Source organism: Mycobacterium sp. WMMD1722 (assembly GCF_049315205.1).
GTDB lineage: Bacteria > Actinomycetota > Actinomycetes > Mycobacteriales > Mycobacteriaceae > Mycobacterium.
Map to the genome: position 1 here is coordinate 1,284,171 of NZ_CP186056.1, position 19,332 is coordinate 1,303,502.

23 protein-coding genes are annotated in these 19,332 nt (G+C 70.8%); 7 read left to right on the top strand and 16 right to left on the bottom strand.

Annotated features, from left to right (window positions below):
- Window position 1: 1 nt before the first annotated feature.
- From ACN27E_RS05980 to hisD, 6 genes are all read right to left on the bottom strand, one after another.
- Window positions 2-817 (bottom strand): inositol monophosphatase family protein, encoded by an 816-nt coding sequence (locus tag ACN27E_RS05980; RefSeq protein ID WP_422747381.1) that lies wholly within the window; start codon window positions 815-817, stop codon window positions 2-4.
- Between the two features lie 8 nt (window positions 818-825).
- Window positions 826-1,575, bottom strand: coding sequence for a bifunctional 1-(5-phosphoribosyl)-5-((5-phosphoribosylamino)methylideneamino)imidazole-4-carboxamide isomerase/phosphoribosylanthranilate isomerase PriA (gene priA, locus ACN27E_RS05985; protein WP_422747383.1), 750 nt, complete (start codon window positions 1,573-1,575; stop codon window positions 826-828).
- An 80-nt stretch (window positions 1,576-1,655) separates the two neighbouring features.
- Window positions 1,656-2,282, bottom strand: a complete 627-nt coding sequence (gene hisH, locus ACN27E_RS05990) for an imidazole glycerol phosphate synthase subunit HisH (protein ID WP_422747385.1) — start codon at window positions 2,280-2,282, stop codon at window positions 1,656-1,658.
- Window positions 2,283-2,284: 2 nt separating this feature from the next.
- Complete coding sequence (gene hisB / locus ACN27E_RS05995; RefSeq protein ID WP_422747387.1) at window positions 2,285-2,911, bottom strand: imidazoleglycerol-phosphate dehydratase HisB; 627 nt, start codon at window positions 2,909-2,911, stop codon at window positions 2,285-2,287.
- Complete coding sequence (locus tag ACN27E_RS06000; RefSeq protein WP_422747388.1) at window positions 2,908-4,038, bottom strand: histidinol-phosphate transaminase; 1,131 nt, start codon at window positions 4,036-4,038, stop codon at window positions 2,908-2,910. The genes hisB and ACN27E_RS06000 overlap by 4 nt, the downstream gene beginning before the upstream one ends.
- The gene (gene hisD, locus ACN27E_RS06005) at window positions 4,035-5,348 is read right to left on the bottom strand and encodes a histidinol dehydrogenase (protein ID WP_422749656.1); all 1,314 of its coding nucleotides are present in this window, start codon (window positions 5,346-5,348) and stop codon (window positions 4,035-4,037) included. Before hisD ends, ACN27E_RS06000 begins: the two co-directional genes overlap by 4 nt.
- A gap of 107 nt (window positions 5,349-5,455) precedes the next feature.
- Here hisD and ACN27E_RS06010 point away from each other — a divergent pair, with 107 nt between their 5' ends.
- From ACN27E_RS06010 to ACN27E_RS06025, 4 genes are read left to right on the top strand one after another with little or no spacing between them, the layout of a single operon-like run.
- Window positions 5,456-5,821 (top strand): nitroreductase family deazaflavin-dependent oxidoreductase, encoded by a 366-nt coding sequence (locus tag ACN27E_RS06010; RefSeq protein ID WP_422749658.1) that lies wholly within the window; start codon window positions 5,456-5,458, stop codon window positions 5,819-5,821.
- Window positions 5,822-5,848: 27 nt separating this feature from the next.
- Window positions 5,849-6,487 (top strand): LysE family transporter, encoded by a 639-nt coding sequence (locus tag ACN27E_RS06015; protein ID WP_422747390.1) that lies wholly within the window; start codon window positions 5,849-5,851, stop codon window positions 6,485-6,487.
- A 51-nt stretch (window positions 6,488-6,538) separates the two neighbouring features.
- The gene (locus ACN27E_RS06020; protein ID WP_422747392.1) at window positions 6,539-6,925 is read left to right on the top strand and encodes a TA system antitoxin ParD family protein; all 387 of its coding nucleotides are present in this window, start codon (window positions 6,539-6,541) and stop codon (window positions 6,923-6,925) included.
- The gene (locus ACN27E_RS06025) at window positions 6,922-7,500 is read left to right on the top strand and encodes a zeta toxin family protein (RefSeq protein WP_422747393.1); all 579 of its coding nucleotides are present in this window, start codon (window positions 6,922-6,924) and stop codon (window positions 7,498-7,500) included. Before ACN27E_RS06020 ends, ACN27E_RS06025 begins: the two co-directional genes overlap by 4 nt.
- On the opposite strand, the gene nadC is transcribed toward ACN27E_RS06025, so the two are convergent.
- Genes nadC through nadA form a run of 3 tightly spaced genes read right to left on the bottom strand, consistent with a single transcriptional unit; the run spans window position 7,497 to window position 10,920 of the window.
- Window positions 7,497-8,363 carry a carboxylating nicotinate-nucleotide diphosphorylase gene (gene nadC, locus ACN27E_RS06030; protein WP_422747395.1) on the bottom strand — a complete coding sequence of 289 codons (867 nt, stop codon included), beginning with the start codon at window positions 8,361-8,363 and terminating at the stop codon, window positions 7,497-7,499. The two genes, ACN27E_RS06025 and nadC, sit on opposite strands and share 4 nt — an antisense overlap.
- Window positions 8,354-9,925 (bottom strand): L-aspartate oxidase, encoded by a 1,572-nt coding sequence (locus ACN27E_RS06035; RefSeq protein ID WP_422747396.1) that lies wholly within the window; start codon window positions 9,923-9,925, stop codon window positions 8,354-8,356. The genes nadC and ACN27E_RS06035 overlap by 10 nt, the downstream gene beginning before the upstream one ends.
- The gene (gene nadA / locus ACN27E_RS06040; protein WP_422747398.1) at window positions 9,922-10,920 is read right to left on the bottom strand and encodes a quinolinate synthase NadA; all 999 of its coding nucleotides are present in this window, start codon (window positions 10,918-10,920) and stop codon (window positions 9,922-9,924) included. Before nadA ends, ACN27E_RS06035 begins: the two co-directional genes overlap by 4 nt.
- 47 nt (window positions 10,921-10,967) lie before the next feature.
- Between nadA and ACN27E_RS06045 the strand changes: the two genes are divergently transcribed.
- Complete coding sequence (locus ACN27E_RS06045) at window positions 10,968-11,672, top strand: NUDIX hydrolase (protein ID WP_422747400.1); 705 nt, start codon at window positions 10,968-10,970, stop codon at window positions 11,670-11,672.
- 42 nt (window positions 11,673-11,714) lie between these two features.
- Window positions 11,715-13,067 carry a lipase family protein gene (locus ACN27E_RS06050; protein ID WP_422747402.1) on the top strand — a complete coding sequence of 451 codons (1,353 nt, stop codon included), beginning with the start codon at window positions 11,715-11,717 and terminating at the stop codon, window positions 13,065-13,067.
- Here ACN27E_RS06050 and ACN27E_RS06055 read toward each other — a convergent pair.
- From ACN27E_RS06055 to bioB, 3 genes are read right to left on the bottom strand one after another with little or no spacing between them, the layout of a single operon-like run.
- Window positions 13,003-13,653: a DUF2567 domain-containing protein gene (locus ACN27E_RS06055; protein WP_422747404.1), complete on the bottom strand. Its 651-nt coding sequence runs from the start codon at window positions 13,651-13,653 to the stop codon at window positions 13,003-13,005. The two genes, ACN27E_RS06050 and ACN27E_RS06055, sit on opposite strands and share 65 nt — an antisense overlap.
- Window positions 13,650-13,844, bottom strand: a complete 195-nt coding sequence (locus ACN27E_RS06060; RefSeq protein WP_422747406.1) for a hypothetical protein — start codon at window positions 13,842-13,844, stop codon at window positions 13,650-13,652. Before ACN27E_RS06060 ends, ACN27E_RS06055 begins: the two co-directional genes overlap by 4 nt.
- A gap of 9 nt (window positions 13,845-13,853) precedes the next feature.
- Window positions 13,854-14,849: a biotin synthase BioB gene (gene bioB / locus ACN27E_RS06065; RefSeq protein ID WP_422747407.1), complete on the bottom strand. Its 996-nt coding sequence runs from the start codon at window positions 14,847-14,849 to the stop codon at window positions 13,854-13,856.
- Window positions 14,850-14,928: 79 nt separating this feature from the next.
- Here bioB and ACN27E_RS06070 point away from each other — a divergent pair, with 79 nt between their 5' ends.
- Window positions 14,929-15,504: a TetR/AcrR family transcriptional regulator C-terminal domain-containing protein gene (locus ACN27E_RS06070; protein WP_422747408.1), complete on the top strand. Its 576-nt coding sequence runs from the start codon at window positions 14,929-14,931 to the stop codon at window positions 15,502-15,504.
- A 129-nt stretch (window positions 15,505-15,633) separates the two neighbouring features.
- Here the strand turns inward: ACN27E_RS06070 and ACN27E_RS06075 are convergent, their stop codons facing one another.
- The 4 genes from ACN27E_RS06075 to ACN27E_RS06090 are packed head-to-tail and all read right to left on the bottom strand — an operon-like array spanning window position 15,634 to window position 19,324.
- A complete protein-coding gene (locus tag ACN27E_RS06075; RefSeq protein ID WP_422747410.1) occupies window positions 15,634-16,155 on the bottom strand; it encodes a 2'-5' RNA ligase family protein in 522 nt (173 codons plus the stop codon).
- Window positions 16,156-16,833 (bottom strand): dethiobiotin synthase, encoded by a 678-nt coding sequence (bioD, locus tag ACN27E_RS06080; protein WP_422747412.1) that lies wholly within the window; start codon window positions 16,831-16,833, stop codon window positions 16,156-16,158.
- Complete coding sequence (locus ACN27E_RS06085) at window positions 16,830-17,978, bottom strand: 8-amino-7-oxononanoate synthase (protein WP_422747414.1); 1,149 nt, start codon at window positions 17,976-17,978, stop codon at window positions 16,830-16,832. Before ACN27E_RS06085 ends, bioD begins: the two co-directional genes overlap by 4 nt.
- Before the next feature lie 41 nt (window positions 17,979-18,019).
- Complete coding sequence (locus ACN27E_RS06090; protein ID WP_422747415.1) at window positions 18,020-19,324, bottom strand: adenosylmethionine--8-amino-7-oxononanoate transaminase; 1,305 nt, start codon at window positions 19,322-19,324, stop codon at window positions 18,020-18,022.
- Between the last annotated feature and the right edge of the window lie 8 nt (window positions 19,325-19,332).

Sequence of the window (19,332 nt, forward strand, 5' to 3'; positions counted from 1 at the left end):
GTCAGTAGTCCTCCGGGGCGCCGGCGGCCAGCACGATCTCCAACAGGTCGGCGTGCACCTGCGGCGAGGCGGCCAACACCGACGTCGACGCCGGGGTCCACTGCTCACCGGCCAGGTCGGTGACGACACCGCCGGCCGCGCGGATCAAGGCCACACCGGCGGCATGGTCCCAGATGTGATGCCCGAAGCTGAGCGCGCCGCCCAGCACACCGGCCGCCACGTAGGCCAGATCGACGCCGGTCGCTCCGTGCATCCGCAGCCGGTTGCACTTGCGGCTCAGATGCTCCAGCACGGCGACCCGCCACCGGCCGGGGAAGCGGCCGCGCGAGTCGACGTTGAAGGTGCCGCTGCCCACGACACAGTCCGACAGCGGTCCGGTGTTCAACGATGGTTGCTCGACACCGTTGGCATACAACGGTTTTCCGATCACCGCGGTGTACCGCTGGTCGGTGAACGGCAACCAGGTCAGGCCGGCCACCGGCTCGCCGTCACGGAGCAGCCCGAGCAGAATCGCCGCGGTGGGCAGGCCGGCGGCGTAGTTGAAGGTCCCGTCGATCGGATCGAGCACCCACACCAGTGGCGCGTCGATGTCCTCGCCGCCGAATTCCTCACCGTGCACCCCGATCCCGGTGCGTTCGGTGAGTGCCTCGGTGACCTGACGTTCGATACTCAGGTCCACCTCGGTCGCGAAGTCGTTGCCCTTCTTCTGCACCGCCGATTCGGCGCCATGCCCGGCAATGAAGGGTTCGGAGGCATCGTCGAGGATCGCGGCGGCCTCGGTGACCAGACCCTCGAGGTCCACCTCGCGGCGTGCCATCTGTTGCCCTACCGCCCGACTGCCGCGAGTGCCTGCGGCAGCGTGAAACGCCCGGCGTAGAGCGCTTTCCCGACGATGGCTCCCTCGACGCCACGACCTGTCAGCGTGGCGATGGCCAGCAGATCGTCCAGGCTCGACACGCCGCCGGAGGCGATCACGGGCGCATCGGTGCGATCGGCCACGCTGCCGAGTAGCTCGAGGTTCGGGCCGCCGAGGGTGCCGTCCTTGCTGACGTCGGTGACGACGTAGCGTGAGCAGCCCTGCTGGTCCAGACGATCCAGCACCTCCCAGAGATCGCCGCCGTCGGTCTCCCAGCCGCGGCCGCGCAGCCGGTAGCCGGCCGCCGGGTCGGCCGCGTCGAGCTTCACATCCAGGCCGACGGCCACCCGGTCGCCGTGTTCGGCGACGATCTCGGCGCACCACTGGGGATTCTCGAGCGCAGCCGTGCCGATGTTGACCCGCGCGCAACCGGTGGCCAGCGCGGCGGCGAGCGAATCGTCGTCGCGGATGCCGCCGGACAGCTCGACCTTCACGTCCAGCCGGCCGACCACATCGGCCAGCAGCTCCCGATTGGAGCCGCGGCCGAACGCCGCGTCGAGATCGACGAGGTGGATCCATTCGGCACCGTCGCGCTGCCAGCCGAGCGCGGCGTCCAGCGCCGATCCGTATTCGGTTTCGCTGCCCGCCTTGCCCTGGACGAGACGCACCGCGCGGCCCTCGACGACGTCCACCGCGGGGAGGAGGACGAGAGACGTCATATCGGACACTGTGGTGATCTCCTCTTCGCGCACGCGCTCATCGTTTGCTGTCTCCTCTTCGCGCACGCGCTCATGGGTGCTCAACCTAGTGCCTCCACCCAGTTGGACAGCAACGCGGCGCCGGCGTCCCCGCTCTTCTCCGGGTGGAACTGAGTGGCCGAAAGGGGTCCGTCCTCCACCGCCGCCAGGAAGGGCACCGAATGGGTGGCCCAGGTCAGCAACGCACCGTCCGGACCCTGCCACTGCTGGGCAGCGTAGGAGTGCACGAAATAGAAGCGGGTATCGGCGTCCAAACCGCGGAACAGCGTGCTACCCGCCGGCGCGTCGACGAGATTCCAGCCCATGTGCGGGATCACCGGGGCGTCCAGACGCACCACCGAGCCGGGCCACTGCCCGCAGCCGGCGGTCTCCACGCCGAACTCCACCCCACGGGCGAACAGGATCTGCATCCCGACACACACTCCGAGCACCGGCCGCCCGGCCGCCACCCGCTCGGCAACGATCTTGTCCCCGCCGACTTCGCGCAGCCCGGCCATACAGGCCTCGAACGCACCGACCCCCGGCACCACCAGCCCGTCGGCGTTCAGCGCGGCGTCCGCGTCCGCGGTCACCTCGACGTCGGCGCCGGTGCGCATCAGCGCGCGCTGCGCCGAACGGAGGTTGCCCGAGCCGTAGTCGAGCACCGTGACTTTCTTCGACCTGCCCACGTCTACAGGCTGCCCTTGGTCGAGGGGATGCCGGTGACGCGCGGATCGAGTTCGACGGCCTGGCGCAGCGCGCGGGCCACCGCCTTGTACTGCGCCTCGGTGATGTGGTGCGGATCCCGGCCGTACAGCGTGCGGACGTGCAGGGCGATCCGTGCGTTGAACGCCAGCGATTCGAACACATGCCGGTTGATCACGGTGTGGTACGGAGCGCTGGAACCGGCGATGGTGAACTCGACCATGAAGTCCGGCTCGCCGGTGTGCACGAAGTAGGGCCGGCCGGAGACGTCGACGGCGGCGTGCGCGAGCGTCTCGTCCATCGGGATGAAGGCATCGCCGAAGCGGCGGATCCCCTTCTTGTCGCCCAGCGCCTCGCCGAGCGCCTGACCCAACACGATCGCGGTGTCCTCAACGGTGTGGTGGCCCTCGATCTCCACGTCACCCGCGGCGTGCACGGTGAGGTCGAAGCTGGCGTGGCTGCCCAGCGAGGTGAGCATGTGATCGAAGAACGGAACGCCCGTGGCGATGTCGACGACACCGGTGCCGTCGAGGTCGAGTTCGACGACGATGTCGGACTCCTTGGTCTTGCGTTCCACGCGGGCTCGGCGGGTGCCGGTCAGCATGTCGGTCATGAGGCTCCTAGGGTCTGGAGTTCGGTCTCGGCGAGGCGGGCGGAGGCGGCGAGCAGCGCATCGTTCTCCTCGGCCAGCCCGATGGTGGCGCGCAGGAAACCCGCGATGCCGACGTCGCGGATGAGGATGCCCTGGTCCAGGTAGTGCTGCCAGGTCGCCGCTGCGTCGGCGAATTCGCCGAACAGGATGAAGTTGGCGTCGCTGGGGATGACCCGAAAGCCGAACTGGCACAATCCGTTCACCACCCGGTCGCGTTCCGCGGCCAGGGTCGCCACGCTGGCCAGCGTGTCGTCGGCGTGCCGCAGCGCGGCCCGGGCCGCGGCCTGGGTGATCGCCGACAGGTGGTAGGGCAGGCGGACCAGCAGCAGCGCGTCGATCACCGCGGGGGCGGCCACCAGATAACCGAGCCGTCCGCCGGCGAAGGCGAACGCCTTGCTCATGGTGCGGCTGACCACCAGCCGGTCCGGATACTCGTCGATGAGCCCGACGCCGCTGGGCTGCGCGGAGAATTCACCGTAGGCCTCGTCGAGGATCAGGATGCCCGTCTGCATGGCGTCGAGCAGCCGGCGCAGCTCGTCGCGCGAAACGCTCTGCCCCGTCGGGTTGTTGGGGCTGGTGACGAACACGATGTCGGGCCGACGTTCGGCGATCGCCCGGACCGAGGCCTCGATATCGAGGGTGAAGTCCTGCGAGCGGGTGGTCTGCAGCCATTCGGTGCGGGTGCCGTCGGCGATGATCGGGTGCATCGAATACGAGGGCACGAAGCCGATCGCGGTGCGTCCCGGACCGCCGAACGCCTGTAGCAGCTGCTGCAGGATCTCGTTGGAACCGTTCGCCGCCCAGACATTCTCGACACCGATGTCGACGCCGGTCTGCAGGTTGAGATAGTCGGCCAGATCGCTGCGCAGGGCCACCGCATCCCGGTCGGGATAGCGATGCAGTTCGGCGGCCACCTCGGCCACCGAACGGGCGACGTCCTCGACGAGAGCCCGGCTCGGCGGGTGCGGATTCTCGTTGGTGTTCAACCGGACCGGCACCGTCAGCTGCGGGGCGCCGTAGGGCGACTTGCCACGCAGATCGTCCCGCAGTGGCAGATCGGCAAGGCTGATGCGCTGTCCCACGCTCATCGGGCGAACCTCCGCCGGACCGCCTCGCCGTGGGCGGGCAGATTCTCGGCCTTCGACAGCGTGATCACGTGGCCCGACACCTCTTTGAGCGCCGCCTCGGTGTAGTCCACGACGTGGATGCCGCGCAGGAACGTCTGCACCGACAGGCCGCTCGAGTGGCGCGCACACCCTGCGGTGGGCAACACGTGATTGGAACCCGCGCAGTAGTCGCCCAGACTGACCGGCGAATAGGCGCCGACGAAGATCGCACCGGCCGACCGGATCCGGCCGGCGACGGCGGCAGCGTCGACGGTCTGAATTTCCAGATGCTCTGCGGCATAGGCGTTCACGACGCGGATGCCGGTCGCGAGATCGTCGACCAGCACGATGGCCGACTGCTTGCCCGAAAGGGCCACCCCGACGCGCTGTTGGTGCACCGTCGTCGCCAGCTGCGCGGCCAGTTCGGCGTCGGTGGCGTCGGCCAGCTCCGCACTGGTGGTGACCAGCACGCTGGCGGCCATCTCGTCATGCTCGGCCTGGCTGATCAGATCGGCTGCGACGTGCACCGGATCGGCGGTGTGGTCGGCCAGGATCGCGATCTCGGTCGGCCCGGCCTCGGCGTCGATACCGACCGCCGAACGGCAGATGCGTTTGGCGGCGGTGACGTAGATGTTGCCCGGTCCGGTGATCATGTCGACCGGTGCCAGTTCGGCGCCATCGGTATCCGTACCGCCATAGGCGAGCAGGGCGACCGACTGGGCGCCACCGACGGCCCACACCTCCGCCACACCGAGCAGGGCGGCGGCGGCCAGGATGGTCGGATGGGGAAGGCCGCCGTGGTCGGCCTGGGGCGGGCTGGCGATCACCAGCGAGTCGACACCGGCGGTCTGCGCCGGCACCACGTTCATCACCACGCTCGAGGGATAGACGGCGTTACCGCCCGGCACATAGAGACCGACCCGCTCGACCGGCACCCAGCGTTCGGTGACCGTCGCCCCGGGCGCCAGCGTCGTGGTGGTGTCGGTGCGACGCTGGTCGGCGTGGACCGCGCGGGCCCGCTCGATGGCCACCTCCAGCGCGGTGCGGACCTCGGGGTCCAGGGCGGCCAGCGCGGCGGCCAACCGATCCGCGGGGACCCGGATGGTGTCCGGGCGGATCCCGTCGAACGCTGCGCCGTACTCCAGCGCCGCCTCGGCGCCCCGCTCGGCGACCGCATCGACGATGGGACGGACCTTGGGCACCACCGCGTCGACGTCCACCCCGCCGCGCGGCAGCACCGACCGCAAGTGCGCCGCGGACAGCGTGGTGCCGCGGAGGTCGATGCGGGACATGGTGACCTTGCCGGCCACCGGCGATACATTCACGCTGTCCATTCTCCCAGAGCAGGCCAAATCGAATTGGAGGCGACGTGAACGCACGGGAGTCAGAGCTGCCGACGATGTTCCCGCAGTGGCTGGACCGGCTGCAGATCCGGTACTTCAACCCGCTGATCAGGCCGCTGGCGGGCCGCATTCCCGGCCTTGCCCTGTTCAAACACACTGGTAGGAGCTCCGGCAAGCAGTATCAGACGCCGGTCACCGCGTACCGCAGGAACGGCCAGCTGGCCGTCGTGCTCGGCCACGGGATGACCGATTGGGCCCGCAACGCGCTGGCCGCGGGTCAGGCCGACGTGACGATGTCGGGTGACGAAGTGCACATCGTGAATCCGCGGATCGTCCCGAACGGCCGCGACGTCACCGCGCTGCCGTCGTTCGCCAAGCGTCAGGCCCGCAGCATCGCGGTGTTCGTCGCCGACATCGCCTGACCCCGGCCGACTGACACACTTCCTCCCATGGCGTGGCAGGTATGGCTGGCGTTCCTCGGCGCCGCGGTTGCGATCGCGGTGTCTCCCGGTGCGGGTGCGGTGCAGTCGATGGCCACCGGTCTGAGCCACGGGGTGCGGCGCGGCTATTGGAGCATCGCCGGCCTCGAGATCGGGCTGATGCTGCAGTTGACCCTGGTGGCGCTGGGACTCGGGGCGGCGGTGGCGAACTCCATCCTGGCGTTCCACGTCATCAAGTGGGTCGGGGTGGCGTATCTGGGGTATCTGGCGGTGCGGCAGTGGCGGGCCGCGCCGGTGGATCTGCGGGCCCAGGTCGGGCGCGCGGTACCCGGCGGCCGGGTGGCCCTGCTGGTCCGCGGGTTCCTGGTCAACGCCACCAATCCGAAGGGTCTGGTGTTCTTCCTGGCGGTCCTGCCCCAGTTCGTGGTGCCGACCGCACCGCTGCTACCGCAGTACCTGGCGATCGGGGTGACCATGACCGCGGTGGACCTGGTGGTGATGGGTCTCTACACCGGCCTGTCGGTGCGCCTGGTGGGCTGGCTCAACACCCCGCGTCAGCAGACGCTGCTCAACCGGACGTTCTCGGGCCTGTTCGCCACCGCCGCGATCGTGCTGTCGCTGGTGCGCCGCGGCCCGGCTGCGGCGTAGCATGGGTTGCAGACTGCTACACGTGTAGCAGTCTGCTACGGAGGTGGGGCCATGACCGGTGTGACCGACCGGGTGACCCGGGTCGCGGCCGATCTGATCGAGAGCGCGGCGGCCGAGGGCGCCCGGCAGAGCCGCTCGGCCAAACAACAGCTCGACCACTGGGCGCGGGTCGGGCGGGCGGTGTCGAGCCACCAGACCGCCGCCCGCCGCCGGGTCGAGGCCGCTCTGGCCGGGGAAGCCGATCTGGCGACACTCGGGCCGGAAGAGGGCGTCGTCTTCGACGCCGAACTGTCGGCGGCGATCGACGAACAGCTGGCGGTGACCCACTACGGACGGATGCTCGCCGACCGCGGCGTCACCACGGTCGCCCTGGACGACGCCGGCCGAATCGTCGAACACCGTCCCGACGGCTCGACGGTCGTCCTCGGCGAGGAGTGAAACGGCTTGACCTGGTCGTCGGCCCCAACGGCGCCGGAAAGTCGACCTTCGTCGCGCTGACCCTTGGTCCGTTGCTGCCCCGCAGCCCGTTCGTCAACGCCGATGAGATCGCCCGCCAGCGTTGGCCGGACGACGCGGAAGCCCTCTCTTACGAGGCTGCCCGGGTCGCCGCAGCGACCCGGTCGGCGCTGATCGCCTCGGGCACCTCGTTCATCGCCGAGACGGTGTTCTCCCACCCGTCCAAGCTCGCCCTCCTCGACGAGGCCCACGCGCAGGGCTACGTCGTGGTCCTGCACGTGGTGGCGATCCCCGAGGACCTCGCCGTCCAGCGCGTCGTCCACCGGGTGCGCGCCGGCGGGCACCGCGTCGCCGAGGACAGGATCCGCGAGCGGCACCGCCGGCTCTGGGACCTCGTGGCCCGCGCGATCGTCGTGGCCGACAGCGCGACGGTCTACGACAACAGTGGGCACGCCGGGCCGCGGGTGGTCGCGCGATTCACCGGCGGAGTCGTCGTCGGATCGCCCCGGTGGCCGCTGTGGACCGCGCCGTCTTTGCGCACGCGCTGGCCGGACTAGACGTCCAGGCCGACGTCGAGCACCCGCACCGAGTGGGTCAGCGCACCCACGGCCAGATAATCCACGCCGGTGCCGGCGTAGTCGGCAGCGGACGCCAGCGTCAGCCCGCCCGAGGACTCCAGCTTCACCTGGGGGGCGCGGGTATCGCGGCGCTGCACCGCGATCTGGGTCTGCCACACCGGGAAGTTGTCCAGCAGAATCAGTTCCACCCCCTCGCCGAGGATCTCGTCGAGCTGCTCGAGCGAATCGACCTCGACCTCGCAGGGCAGCCCGGGGGCGGCGGCGCGGACCGCGCGCAGTGCCGCACCCACCCCGCCCGCCGCGGCGACGTGGTTGTCCTTGATCAGGGCGGCGTCCCCGAGCCCCATCCGGTGGTTCTGTCCACCGCCCACCCGGACGGCGTATTTCTGCAGCAGCCGCAGCCCCGGCAGCGTCTTGCGGGTGTCGCGGATCGCGGTGGGTGTGCCGGACACGGCTGCCACCCACGCCGCGGTCGCGGTCGCGATACCCGACAGATGGCAGATCAGATTGAGCATGGTCCGTTCGGCGGTCAACAGACCCCGGGTCGGGCCCTCCAGCGTCAGCAGTGCGTCGCCGGCATCGAGCCGCGCGCCGTCGTCGACCCGGTGGATCACCCGGTAGCCGTCGGCGCCGATCACCTCGTCGAGGACGAGGGTGGCCAATTCGACACCGGCGATGACGCCGGGCTCGCGGGTGATCATCGACGCGGTGGTGTGCGCATCGTCGGGCACTGTCGCCGCGGTGGTGACATCGGGTCCGTAGCGCAGATCCTCGTCGAGCGCACGCGCGACGGTGGCCCGCGCCTCGGCGAGTTCGAGATCGGTCAGGCGCGTCAGCAGCATGCGTCCACCCTCATCCGTACGGTGTGCCGGTCATCCAGGACGATCGCGGTGCTGACCGCCTGCGCCGGATCGGCCCCGGGATGGTCGGCCCGGTGGTGAGCACCGCGCGATTCGGTGCGATGGGCGGCTGCGGCGGCGACGGCCTGTGCCGTGACGGTCAGTGCCGCGTCCTCGACGTCGCGACGGGTTGCGACGTTGCGGCGCGGGGCGGCCTCGAGCAGACCGGTGAGTGCGCGCAGGCCGGCCGCGTCGCGCACGACCGAGGCGTGGCGACTCATGGCGTTCTGCAGGTCGGCGCGCGCCAGCGTGGGACGGCGCGACGGGTCGACGGGTCGCGCCCGCGACGGTCCGGCGTCCTGCGCGTGTGCGGCCGCGGCCCGGCCGGCCCGTTCACCGACGACGAGCCCTTCGAGCAGGCTGTTGGACGCCAGCCGGTTGGCGCCGTGCATCCCGGTGCGGGCCACCTCGCCGGCGGCGAACAGACCGGGCAGTTCGGTGCGGCCGGCGGTGTCGGTGACCACGCCACCGCAGCTGTAGTGCGCACCCGGCCGGACCGGGATCGGCGTGCGGGTGGGATCGATGCCCGCCCGCAGACACGCCGCCGTCACCGTCGGAAACCGCCGCGCCAGATCGGGCACGTGCCGGGCGTCGAGGTGGACGCAGGCGTCGCCGGTGGCCCGCAACCGGGCCTCGATCGCGGCCGCGACGACGTCGCGCGGGGCGAGATCGCCCATCGGGTGCACACCGTCCATCACCGAAATCCCCTGCCGGTCCACCAGGGTCGCGCCCTCGCCGCGCAGTGCCTCGGTGATCAACGGCCGCCGGCCCCCGAACCCGTCGAAGAGCATCGTCGGATGGAACTGGATGAACTCCAGGTCGCTGACCGCCACCCCGGCGTCGAGTGCCAGCGCGATCCCGTCCCCCGTCGAACCCTCCGGATTGGTGGTCGCGGCGAACAGATGTCCCAGTCCGCCGGTGGCCAGCACGACCGACGGGGCGTGCACGAGCCCCGGACCGTCGTCGGTGAGGACGAATACGCCGGTGGCCGCCGCGCCGTCGTGCAGCACCTGCACGGCGGTGTGCTGGCGACGGATGTCCAGCCGCTGCGCCGCTGCGTCGAGCGCGCGCTGCACCTCGGCGCCGGTCGCGTCACCGCCGGCATGGATGACACGCCTGCGGGTGTGACCGCCTTCGCGGGTGAGCGCCCACCCCGCACCGGCCCGGTCGAAGCGGGCGCCGGCCCCGACGAGGTCACACACCGCACGGTGACCGTCGGCGACGATCGACCGCACCGCATCGGCGTCGCAGAGACCGCCCCCGGCGGCCAGGGTGTCGGCGACGTGCGCCTCGACCGAATCGTCCCCGTCGGGCAGCACCACGGCGATTCCGCCCTGAGCGTAGCCGGTTGCGGTCTCACCGGCCTTGCTCAGCACGACGACGCGGGCGCCGCGCCGATGGGCGGCCAGTGCCGCGACCAGACCGGCCACGCCGGTGCCGATGACGACGACATCGGCGCGTTGCTGCCAGAATCCGGCGCCGCCACAGGCCACGCCGGCGGTCATTCGCCGCCTCCGGGTTGTCCGATCTCGATCATCCGCTGCACGCTGCGTCGCGCCAGGCGGGCGGTCTCCGGGTCGACGTCGACTTCATCGGTGCCGTCGGTGAGGCTGCGCAGCAGCGCACCCGGCGTGATCATCTTCATGTACCGGCAGGAGGCGCGGTCGTTGACGGCCTGGAAGTCCACTTCGGGGGCGGCGCGGCGCAGTTGGTGCAGCATGCCGACCTCGGTGGCCACCAGCACCTGGCGCGCGTGCGTCTCCCGGGCGGCGTCGAGCATGCCACCGGTCGAGAGGATCTTGACCCGGTCTTGCGGGAACGCGCCCTCACCGGCCAGGTACAGCGCCGACGTCGCGCATCCACACTCGGGATGCACGTACAGCTCGGCGTCCGGGTGCGCACGGGCCTGATCGGCGAGCTCGTCGCCGTTGATCCCGGCGTGGACATGGCATTCGCCGGCCCAGATCTGCATATTGGTCCGCCCGGTGACCCGGCGCACGTGCGCACCCAGGAACTGGTCGGGGCAGAACAGCACCTCCCGGTCGGCCGGGATGGACGCCACCACGTCGACGGCATTGCTCGATGTGCAGCAGATGTCGGTCAACGCCTTCACCGCGGCGGTGGTGTTGACGTAGGACACCACCACCGCGTCCGGGTACTCGTCCTTCCAGGCCCGCAGGTCCTCGGCGGTGATGGAGTCGGCCAGTGAACAGCCCGCCCGGGCGTCGGGGATCAGCACGGTCTTGTCCGGCGAGAGGATCTTGGCCGTCTCCGCCATGAAGTGCACCCCGCAGAACACGATGGTGTCCTCCGACGCCTCGGCAGCGATACGTGACAGCGCCAACGAATCGCCGACATGGTCGGCGACGTCCTGAATGGCCGGCAGCTGGTAGTTGTGGGCCAGCACGGTCGCCCCGCGCAGACGGGCCAGCCGGCGAACCTCGGCCGCCCACTCCTCGGTGGGCGCCACCTGGGCGAAGGCGTTCTCAAGCACCGTCACGGGAGGCTCCTTGGTCTCGATCCGGTTTTCGACTTAGAATCGAAAACATGCCTCATCCTAACACCGCGCACGAAGTGCTCGCCGTCGTGTTCCAGGTCCGCGGACTCGACGGTCCGGCCGACACCGGGACGGCCGGGCTGCACGTGCTGTTGTGGCAACGGGCGCTGGACCCCGAGCGTGGCAGGTGGTCACTGCCAGGCGGGCGACTCGGCGACGACGAGGACCTGACGGCGTCGGTCCGGCGGCAACTCGCCGAGAAGGTGGACCTGCGCGAAGTGGCCCACCTCGAACAACTCGCGGTGTTCTCCGACCCGCATCGCGTGCCGGGCACCCGCACCATCGCGTCGACCTTCCTCGGGCTGGTGCCCTCCCCCGCCACCCCGGCTCTGCCCGCCGACACCCGCTGGCACCCGGTCGCCGAACTGCCCGACATGGCGTTCGACCACCGCCCCATGGTCGAGCACGCGCACACCAGGCTGGCCGCCAAGCTGTCCTACACCAACATCGGATTCGCTCTCAGCCCCGACGAATTCGCGCTCTCCTCGCTGCGTGACATCTACGAAGCCGCACTCGGCTACCAGGTCGACGCCACCAATCTGCAGCGCGTGCTGGAACGCCGCCAGGTGATCACCCGCACCGGGTCGACCGCTCGATCGGGCCGCAGCGGGGGCCGGCCGCCGGCGCTGTTCCGGTTCATCGAATCGCGCTACCGGGTCACCGACGAATTCGCCGCGTTGCGTCCGCCCGGGTGAGTCGGCTGGCTTCTTAGGGAGCCCTTAAGTAACAATGTCGGGATGGACTTGGGCAACGTGGCGCGGGAAACCGGCGCCGAGTGGATCGGCCAGCCGCTTCACGAGGACGTTCCCGCAGGTGCCCGCCCCGCCGTACCGGCCAAGGACCCGTTCTACGAGCCACCCCCCGGATTCGAACATGCCCGACCGGGAACGATCCTGCGCTCGCGCAACGTCGAGCTGGCGTTCATGGGCCTGATCCGGCAGAAGTTCACCGCCACCCAGCTGCTGTACCGGACCACCGACTTCAACGGCGATCCGCACGCCACCGTCACCACAGTCGTCGTGCCGACCGAGCGGGATTCCCGCCGCCCGTGTCCGATCGTGTCCTATCAGTGCGCGATCGACGCGGTGGCCGGGCGGTGCTTCCCGTCGTATGCGCTGCGCCGGGGTGCGCGGGCCGTCGGCGCCCTCGCTCAGATCGAATTCCTGCTGATCGCCGCGGCGCTCGCCGAGGGCTGGGCGGTGTCGGTACCCGACCACGAGGGTGTGCAGGGCATGTGGGGTGCGCCCTTCGAACCCGGTTACCACATTCTCGACGGCATCCGCGCGGCGATGAACTGCGAGCGCCTGGCGCTGTCCGAGCAAGCACCCGTCGGCCTGTGGGGATACTCGGGTGGCGGCCTGGCCACGGCGTGGGCCGCCGAGATGGCCGGCAGCTATGCCCCCGAGCTCGACATCGTCGGCGCGGTCCTCGGATCGCCAGTCGCCGATCTGGGGCACGCGTTCCGCCGCCTCAACGGCAGCGTGTGCTCCGGTCTGCCGGCCATGGTGGTGGCCGCACTGACCCATACCTATCCCGACCTCGACCGGGTCATCCAGGAACATGCGACCGACACCGGCAAGGCCATGTTGCTGCGCATCCAGAAGATGACCACCGCACACGCCGTGCTGCGCTGGGTCGGCATGGACATGGGCAAACTGGTGGACCGTCCGCTCGAGGAAATCCTGCAGACCCCCGAGGTGCAGGCGGTCTTCGACCGGATCAAACTCGGCACCGCGATCCCGGCCCCGCCGGTACTGCTGGTGCAGGCCGTGCACGACCGCATCGTCTCGGTCGACGACATCGACGCGCTGGCCGAGACCTACACCAGCGGCGGGGCCAGCGTCACCTACCACCGAGACCTGTTCAGCGAACACATGCTGCTGCACCCCATGTCGGCCCCGATGACGCTGCGGTGGCTGCGCGATCGATTCGCCGGTCGGCCGCTGCGCGAGCACATCACCCGCACCACCTGGCCGACGCTGCTGAACCCGTCGACCTACCGCGGGATGGCCCGGCTCATGGTGATCACGGCGAAGGTGGCGACGGGACGACGGGTGGAACGCCGCCCGCTGTCACTGTTCGACCGCTGAGACCGGCGGTCTCGACAGGCGGCCACGCCCCAAGATCGTCCCGCGGCGTGGAGACCGCGCACAGCCCGTAGATCAGCGCCGCGATCGCCGCCGGGAACAGGATGAACGTCACGATCTGCAGCGGCGTCTGCCCGAAGAAGACCGCGGGTGCCTCCACGACGTAGTGCACCCGGTTCTCCGGGCTGACCGGAGCGGCCGCCACGTCGATCGCTCCGTAGCGCAGGTGTGCCAGCGCGGCCCCGACACCGGCCGCGGCGCCGGCGGCCGCTGTACATCCGGCCGCCAGGGCGGCCGCGAGCACGGGTCCGCGATGGGCACGCCACTGCCAGACCGCGACGGCGGCCACCACGGCCAGCACCAGCAGCATCCCGGTGAGCATGAACGCGGCGGTGAAGAAGTGGTCGGCCTCGGCACCCAGATACGCCTTCGCCCGATCCCCCGATCGGGTCAGCGCCACCACCCCGTGGATGGGCGGAGCCAGCAGCGTCCACAGCGCACCGACCGCGGCGCCGGCGACGGTCAGCGCCGCCACGATCGCCAGTGCCGCGCGGCGATGCGAGATGCCCGGCGCCGCAAATTCTTTCACCGCTGAGTCTCCAGATCCTTCGAATCGATCACACCGTGGCGCGAACACTTCGCCCACCAGCCGTCGGGACGGACCTGCACCACCATACGGCGGCCGCACTCGGCGCAGAACCGTGGCGGTTCGAGCCCCAGCTGCGCGGCGGTCGGCACCGGTGTGCCGTCGGCTTCCCCGGTGTAGACGTTGAACGCCATATTCGCTTCCTACAGCGTCGCGTTGAGCGCCTTGATCGGCATCTGGAGGTCGTCGAGCAGCTCGAGATCGGCCTCGGCCGGGCGGCCCAGCGTGGTCAGGTAATTGCCGACGATGACGGCGTTGATACCGCCGAGGATGCCCTTCTTGGCGCCGAGATCGCCGAGGGTGATCTCCCGACCGCCGGCGAAGCGCAACATGGTGCGGGGCAGGGCGAGACGGAAAGCGGCCACCGCCTTGAGCGCCTCGGCCGCCGGCAGCACCTCCAGGTCGCCGAACGGTGTGCCCGGACGCGGGTTGAGGAAGTTCAGGGGCACCTCGTGCGGATCGAGTTCGGCCAGGTTCGCGGCGAATTCGGCACGCTGTTCCAGGGTTTCGCCCATGCCCAGGATGCCGCCGCAGCAGACCTCCATACCGGCCTCACGCACCATCTGCAGGGTTTCCCACCGCTCTTCCCACGAGTGGGTGGTCACCACATTGGTGAAGAACGAGCGCGCCGTCTCCAGGTTGTGGTTGTAGCGGTGGACGCCCATGTCCTTGAGCCGGTCGACCTGTTCCTGGGTGAGCATGCCCAGCGAACAGGCGATCTGGATGTCGACCTCGTTGCGGATCGCCTCGATGCCGGCGGCGACCTGCGCGAGCAGCCGCTCGTCCGGACCGCGGACCGCGGCGACGATGCAGAATTCACTGGCGCCGCTCTTGGCGGTCTGCTTGGCGGCCTCCACCAGGCTGGGGATGTCGAGCCAGGCGCTGCGCACCGGCGAGGCGAACAGACCGGACTGGGAACAGAAGTGACAGTCCTCGGGGCATCCGCCGGTCTTGAGGCTGATGATGCCCTCGACCTCGACGTCGGGGCCGCAGTGCGCCATCCGCACCTCGTGGGCCAGCGCCAGCAGCTCGTCGAGCCGGTCGTCGGGCAACTGCAGGACCTGCAGCGTCTGCTCCTGGTTCAGACCCTCCCCGCGCTCCAGCACCTGCTCGCGTGCCACCGCCAGAATGTCGCTCACCCGATCTCCTCGCCAGTCCGTCTGCTCGTCGCGCAAGCGCTCATCGCGACTTGAACGGTGTTCAGGTTAAGGTAGCCCAGTGCAGCTGCACAAACGAGATGTGATCGATGCGGCCACCGCGATCCTCGATGACTACGGCATCGCCGATCTGACGATGCGCCGGCTCGCGCGCGAGCTCAACGTCACCCCCGGCGCGCTGTACTGGCATGTCGCCAACAAGCAGGAGCTCCTCGGGGCGGTCGCCGATCGGATCCTCGAACCCGTCGGCCCCGTGGAGGGGGACTGGAGCGCCCGCATCGAACGCCTCTGCATCCGGTTGCGCGATGCGCTGCTGTCGCACACCGACGGTGCCGAACTGGTGTCGGCCAGCTTCGCAGCCGGCCAGTCGGTGGCGATGCACGCGATCGTCGCCCAGCTCGACGACGCGGCGGCCGAGGCGGGGATACCGGTCGGCCATGCCGGGTCGGCCGCGCGCACGATCCTCTACTACGTTCTCGGCTTCACCGTCGACGAACAGTCACGGCGGCAATGGGATTCGGCGGGTGCGCTGCCCGACGGCCAGCCCATGCTCAGCCTCGATCCCGATCTGCGGTTCGCCTTCGGGTTGCGTCTGCTGGTCGACGGCATCTCGGTGCAGGTTCGCGCCGGCACGTAAGACCGCCTCCGCGATCGCGCCGACCGAGTGTGCATGCAGGACATCCAGGGTGCACCTACGGCGGCCTGGGGCGCGGATTCTCGCCAACGACGCACACTCGGCGTCCTCAACGCACACTCGCCCTCCAGCTCAGCTGATCGGGTGTTCGACGCGCTGGTTGCCGTCCCAGTGCCGCAGACCCGTCACTCGGCAGGCGATGTCGGAGCCGATACCCGGCACCGCCATGGCGGCCGCGAGCTGTTCCGGTGGAAGCCGGCGGGCCAGGGTCACATGCGGTGTCCACTGCCCCGGTGCGGCGTGCGGCAGCGGGCCCTCGGGAGTGTGTGGTCGGCAGACCCGGTCGACCTCGGCGTGCAGGGCCAGCAGACCGGCCGAGGGCACCAGCAACCGCACCAGGGTCAGGCTGCGCCCGCCGAACAGCATCGGGGCGCCGATCAGGCCGTCGAGCGGTAGCCGGTCAAGGATCGGGCGCAGCGCGTCGTCGACCGCGTCGGCCATCTGGGTGGCCACCGTGACGGTGACGTGGGGACGGTTTGTCGGTGAGCGGTGGTCGGCCTGACTGCGGACCCCGGCGGCACGCAGTTCGGTCCACAGCCGCCGGACCGCGGCGTCGGTGTCGGGATCGAACAGCAGCTCGACGGAATGCACCACCTAGCGCAGCCCCACGATCCATTCGCGGTCGAAGGCGGCGGCGCTGAGGTCTTCGAACGCCTCCGGCGACAGGCCGGCCGAGCCGGCAGGCAGGGCGGCCCGCAGCGGCGCCAGGCCCGCCAGTGCGTCCCGGTTGCCCTGCTCGGCCGCGCCTGGGGCGGCGGGCCAGGCGCCGATCACCAGGCCGGCGCACGGAACACGTTGTGCGCCCAGCGCTTCCAGCGTCAGCGCGGTGTGGTTGAGGGTGCCCAGACCCGGTGCGACGACGAGCAGCACCGGCGCACCCAGATCGACGGCGAGGTCGCGCAGCGTGACGCCGTCCTGCCCCAGCTCGACCAGCAGTCCGCCCGCGCCCTCGACCAGCACCAGCCGTCCGGGCCCGTCGGCGGCGCGGATCAGCCCCAGCAGGTCGTCGCGGGCCGGCAGTGCGGCGCCGGCCCGACCCGCGGCCGCGACCGGCGCCAGCGGCTCGGGATACCGCCACCCCGGATACAGTTCGCGCACCCCGGACAGCCGGGCGACCTCGACCAGGTCGTCGTCCCCGTCGGCCACCCCGGTCTGCACCGGTTTGCACACCGCGACGTCGACCCCGGCCACCCGCGCCACACAGGCCAACGCGGCGGTGGCGACGGTCTTCCCGACGCCGGTGTCGGTGCCGGTGACGAGAAGGACACTCATCGGCGGGCCGCCGGGAGCACGTCGGTGAGCACCCGCTCGGCCAGGGCGAGATCGTCGGCCGACAGCGACGCGCGGGCGGTCAGCCGCAGTCTGGAGGTGCCGGCCGGCACGGTCGGCGGCCGGAAGCACCCGACGCGTACGCCACGGTCCAGGCAGCCCGCCGCCGCGGCCAGCGCGACCTCGGGGGCACCGAGGATGACCGAGACGACGGCCGAGTCCGGCGCCTCGGCGACACCGCACATCCGCGCCAGTGCGGCGGCGTGGTCGAGGACGGTCTGCGCCCGCCAGGGTTCGGCGATCAGCACCTCCAGCGCCGCCCACGCCGCGCCGACGGCGGCGGGTGCCAGCCCGGTGTCGAAGATGAACGGCCGCGCCGCGTCGATCAGGTGATCCCGGACGGCGGCGGGCCCGAGCACCACACCGCCCTGAGCGCCCAGCGCCTTGGACAGCGTCGTCGTCATCACCACATCCGGCGCGCCGGCCAGGCCCACCTCGTCGATCAGGCCGCGGCCCCCGGCACCGCGCACACCCAGACCGTGGGCCTCGTCGACCACGAGCAGCGCGCCGTGGCGCCGGCATACCTCGTGCAGTGCCCGCAGGGGGGCCAGCACACCGTCGGCGGAGAACACCGAGTCGGTCACGACGACGGCGCGGTCCTCCGCACGGGCGGCCAGCGCCGCCTCGACGGCGCTGACGTCATTGTGCGGGGTGACGGCCACCCGGGCACGGGACAGCCGGCAGGCGTCGACCAGCGAGGCGTGCGTCCGCGCGTCGGACACCAGCAGCGAACCCGGACCCGACAGCGCGACGACGGCGCCGAGATTGGCGGTGTAGCCCGACGAGAAGACCAGCGCGGACTCGGTGCCGGTGAACGCCGCGAGCGCCCGTTCGAAACCCTCGTGCAGTTCGGTGTTGCCGGTGACCAGCCGCGAACCGGTGGAGCCGGCGCCCCAGGTGCGCAGCGCGGCGACACCGCCCTCGATCACCCGCGGGTCGGCCGACAGGCCCAGGTAGTCGTTGGACGCCAGATCCAGCCCGTGGGCCGCGGCGGGGCGGACCCGCAGCGATCGGCGCAACCCGGCCGCCCGCCGCTGCTGTTCGACCTCGTCGAGCCATGCCAACGGGGACAGATCAACGCTCGTCACATCGGCACTCCGAGCTCTTCTGGGTGAAACTTGAACACCGTTCAGGTTAGAGCATCGGCGACGCCGACGACCGCGGAGGTGATCTGCGCGAGTTCCTCGGGCGTGCAGATGTAGGGCGGCATCACGTAGACGAGATTGCGGAACGGGCGCAGCCACACCCGGTGGCGCAGCGCCGCGGCGGTGGCGGTGCGCATATCGACCGGCTCGCGCATCTCGACCACCCCGATCGCCCCCAGCACCCGGACGTCGGCCACCTGCGGCAGCGAACGCGCCGGCGCCAGCCCGTCGCGCAGGCTCGCCTCGATGGCGGCGATCGTGGCGCGCCAGTCGCCGGCCAACAGCAGTTCCACCGACGCCACGCCGACCGCGCAGGCCAGCGCATTGGCCATGAACGTCGGCCCGTGCATCAGCGCCCCGGCCTGGCCGGTGCTGATCACCTGGGCGATCTCGGCGGTACACAGCGTCGCCGCCAGCGTGAGATAGCCGCCGGTCAGGCCCTTGCCGACGCACATGATGTCGGGCCGCACCCCGACGTGGTCGGCGGCGAACAGTTCGCCGGTGCGGCCGAAGCCCGTGGCGATCTCGTCGAAGATCAGCAGCACGCCGTGGCGGTCGCAGATCGCGCGCAGATCGGTCAGATACCGCGGATCGTGGAACCGCATACCGCCGGCCCCCTGGACGACGGGTTCGACGATCACGGCCGCCAGCTCATCGAGGTGCTCGACCAGCTGCGCCTCGAAAGCAGCGACGTAATCCGGGTCGTAGTCCGCGGGCACCGGCGGGGCGAACACCTGCCTGGTGAGCACGTCGCTCCACAGCTCATGCATCCCGCCGTCGGGGTCGCACACGCTCATCGGGGTGAAGGTGTCGCCGTGGTAGCCGCCGCGCCACGTCATCAACCGGGTCCGGCCGGGGTTCCCGGCGGCCCGCCAATACTGCAACGCCATCTTGACCGCCACCTCGACCGACACCGACCCGGAGTCGGAGAAGAAGACGGTGTCCAGGCCGGACGGGGTGATCTCGACCAGCAGTTGCGCCAGCCGCACCGCCGGTTCGTGGGTGAGCCCGCCGAACATGACGTGGTTCATGGTCGCCAGCTGGGCGCGGATCGCCGCGTCCAGCGCCGGGTGCCCGTGACCGTGGATGGCCGTCCACCAGGACGCCATCGCGTCGAGGACCTCGACGGGCCGATCGTCCTCGACGACGGTGATCCAGGCGCCCTTCGCCCCGATCGCCACCACCGGGGGCACCGCCTCGGCGCCGATGGTGCTGTAGGGATGCCACACGTGCGCGGCGTCCAGGGCGCTGATCTGGGCGGGTGTCAGGGCGGGCGCTCGGTCGGGCACGGAGAACG

Excerpts from the sequence above, each read along its gene's own strand:
- ACN27E_RS06000 (WP_422747388.1), bottom strand. The coding sequence starts at position 4,038 with ATGAGCGTGGGACAGCGCATCAGCCTTGCCGATCTGCCACTGCGGGAC.
- ACN27E_RS05980 (WP_422747381.1), bottom strand. The coding sequence starts at position 817 with ATGGCACGCCGCGAGGTGGACCTCGAGGGTCTGGTCACCGAGGCCGCC.
- ACN27E_RS06010 (WP_422749658.1), top strand. The coding sequence starts at position 5,456 with ATGTTCCCGCAGTGGCTGGACCGGCTGCAGATCCGGTACTTCAACCCG.
- nadC (WP_422747395.1), bottom strand. The coding sequence starts at position 8,363 with ATGCTGCTGACGCGCCTGACCGATCTCGAACTCGCCGAGGCGCGGGCC.
- priA (WP_422747383.1), bottom strand. The coding sequence starts at position 1,575 with ATGACGTCTCTCGTCCTCCTCCCCGCGGTGGACGTCGTCGAGGGCCGC.
- hisB (WP_422747387.1), bottom strand. The coding sequence starts at position 2,911 with ATGACCGACATGCTGACCGGCACCCGCCGAGCCCGCGTGGAACGCAAG.
- ACN27E_RS06045 (WP_422747400.1), top strand. The coding sequence starts at position 10,968 with ATGCCTCATCCTAACACCGCGCACGAAGTGCTCGCCGTCGTGTTCCAG.
- ACN27E_RS06015 (WP_422747390.1), top strand. The coding sequence starts at position 5,849 with ATGGCGTGGCAGGTATGGCTGGCGTTCCTCGGCGCCGCGGTTGCGATC.
- hisD (WP_422749656.1), bottom strand. The coding sequence starts at position 5,348 with ATGTCCCGCATCGACCTCCGCGGCACCACGCTGTCCGCGGCGCACTTG.
- bioD (WP_422747412.1), bottom strand. The coding sequence starts at position 16,833 with ATGAGTGTCCTTCTCGTCACCGGCACCGACACCGGCGTCGGGAAGACC.
- ACN27E_RS06050 (WP_422747402.1), top strand. The coding sequence starts at position 11,715 with ATGGACTTGGGCAACGTGGCGCGGGAAACCGGCGCCGAGTGGATCGGC.
- ACN27E_RS06060 (WP_422747406.1), bottom strand. The coding sequence starts at position 13,844 with ATGGCGTTCAACGTCTACACCGGGGAAGCCGACGGCACACCGGTGCCG.
- ACN27E_RS06035 (WP_422747396.1), bottom strand. The coding sequence starts at position 9,925 with ATGACCGCCGGCGTGGCCTGTGGCGGCGCCGGATTCTGGCAGCAACGC.
- ACN27E_RS06020 (WP_422747392.1), top strand. The coding sequence starts at position 6,539 with ATGACCGGTGTGACCGACCGGGTGACCCGGGTCGCGGCCGATCTGATC.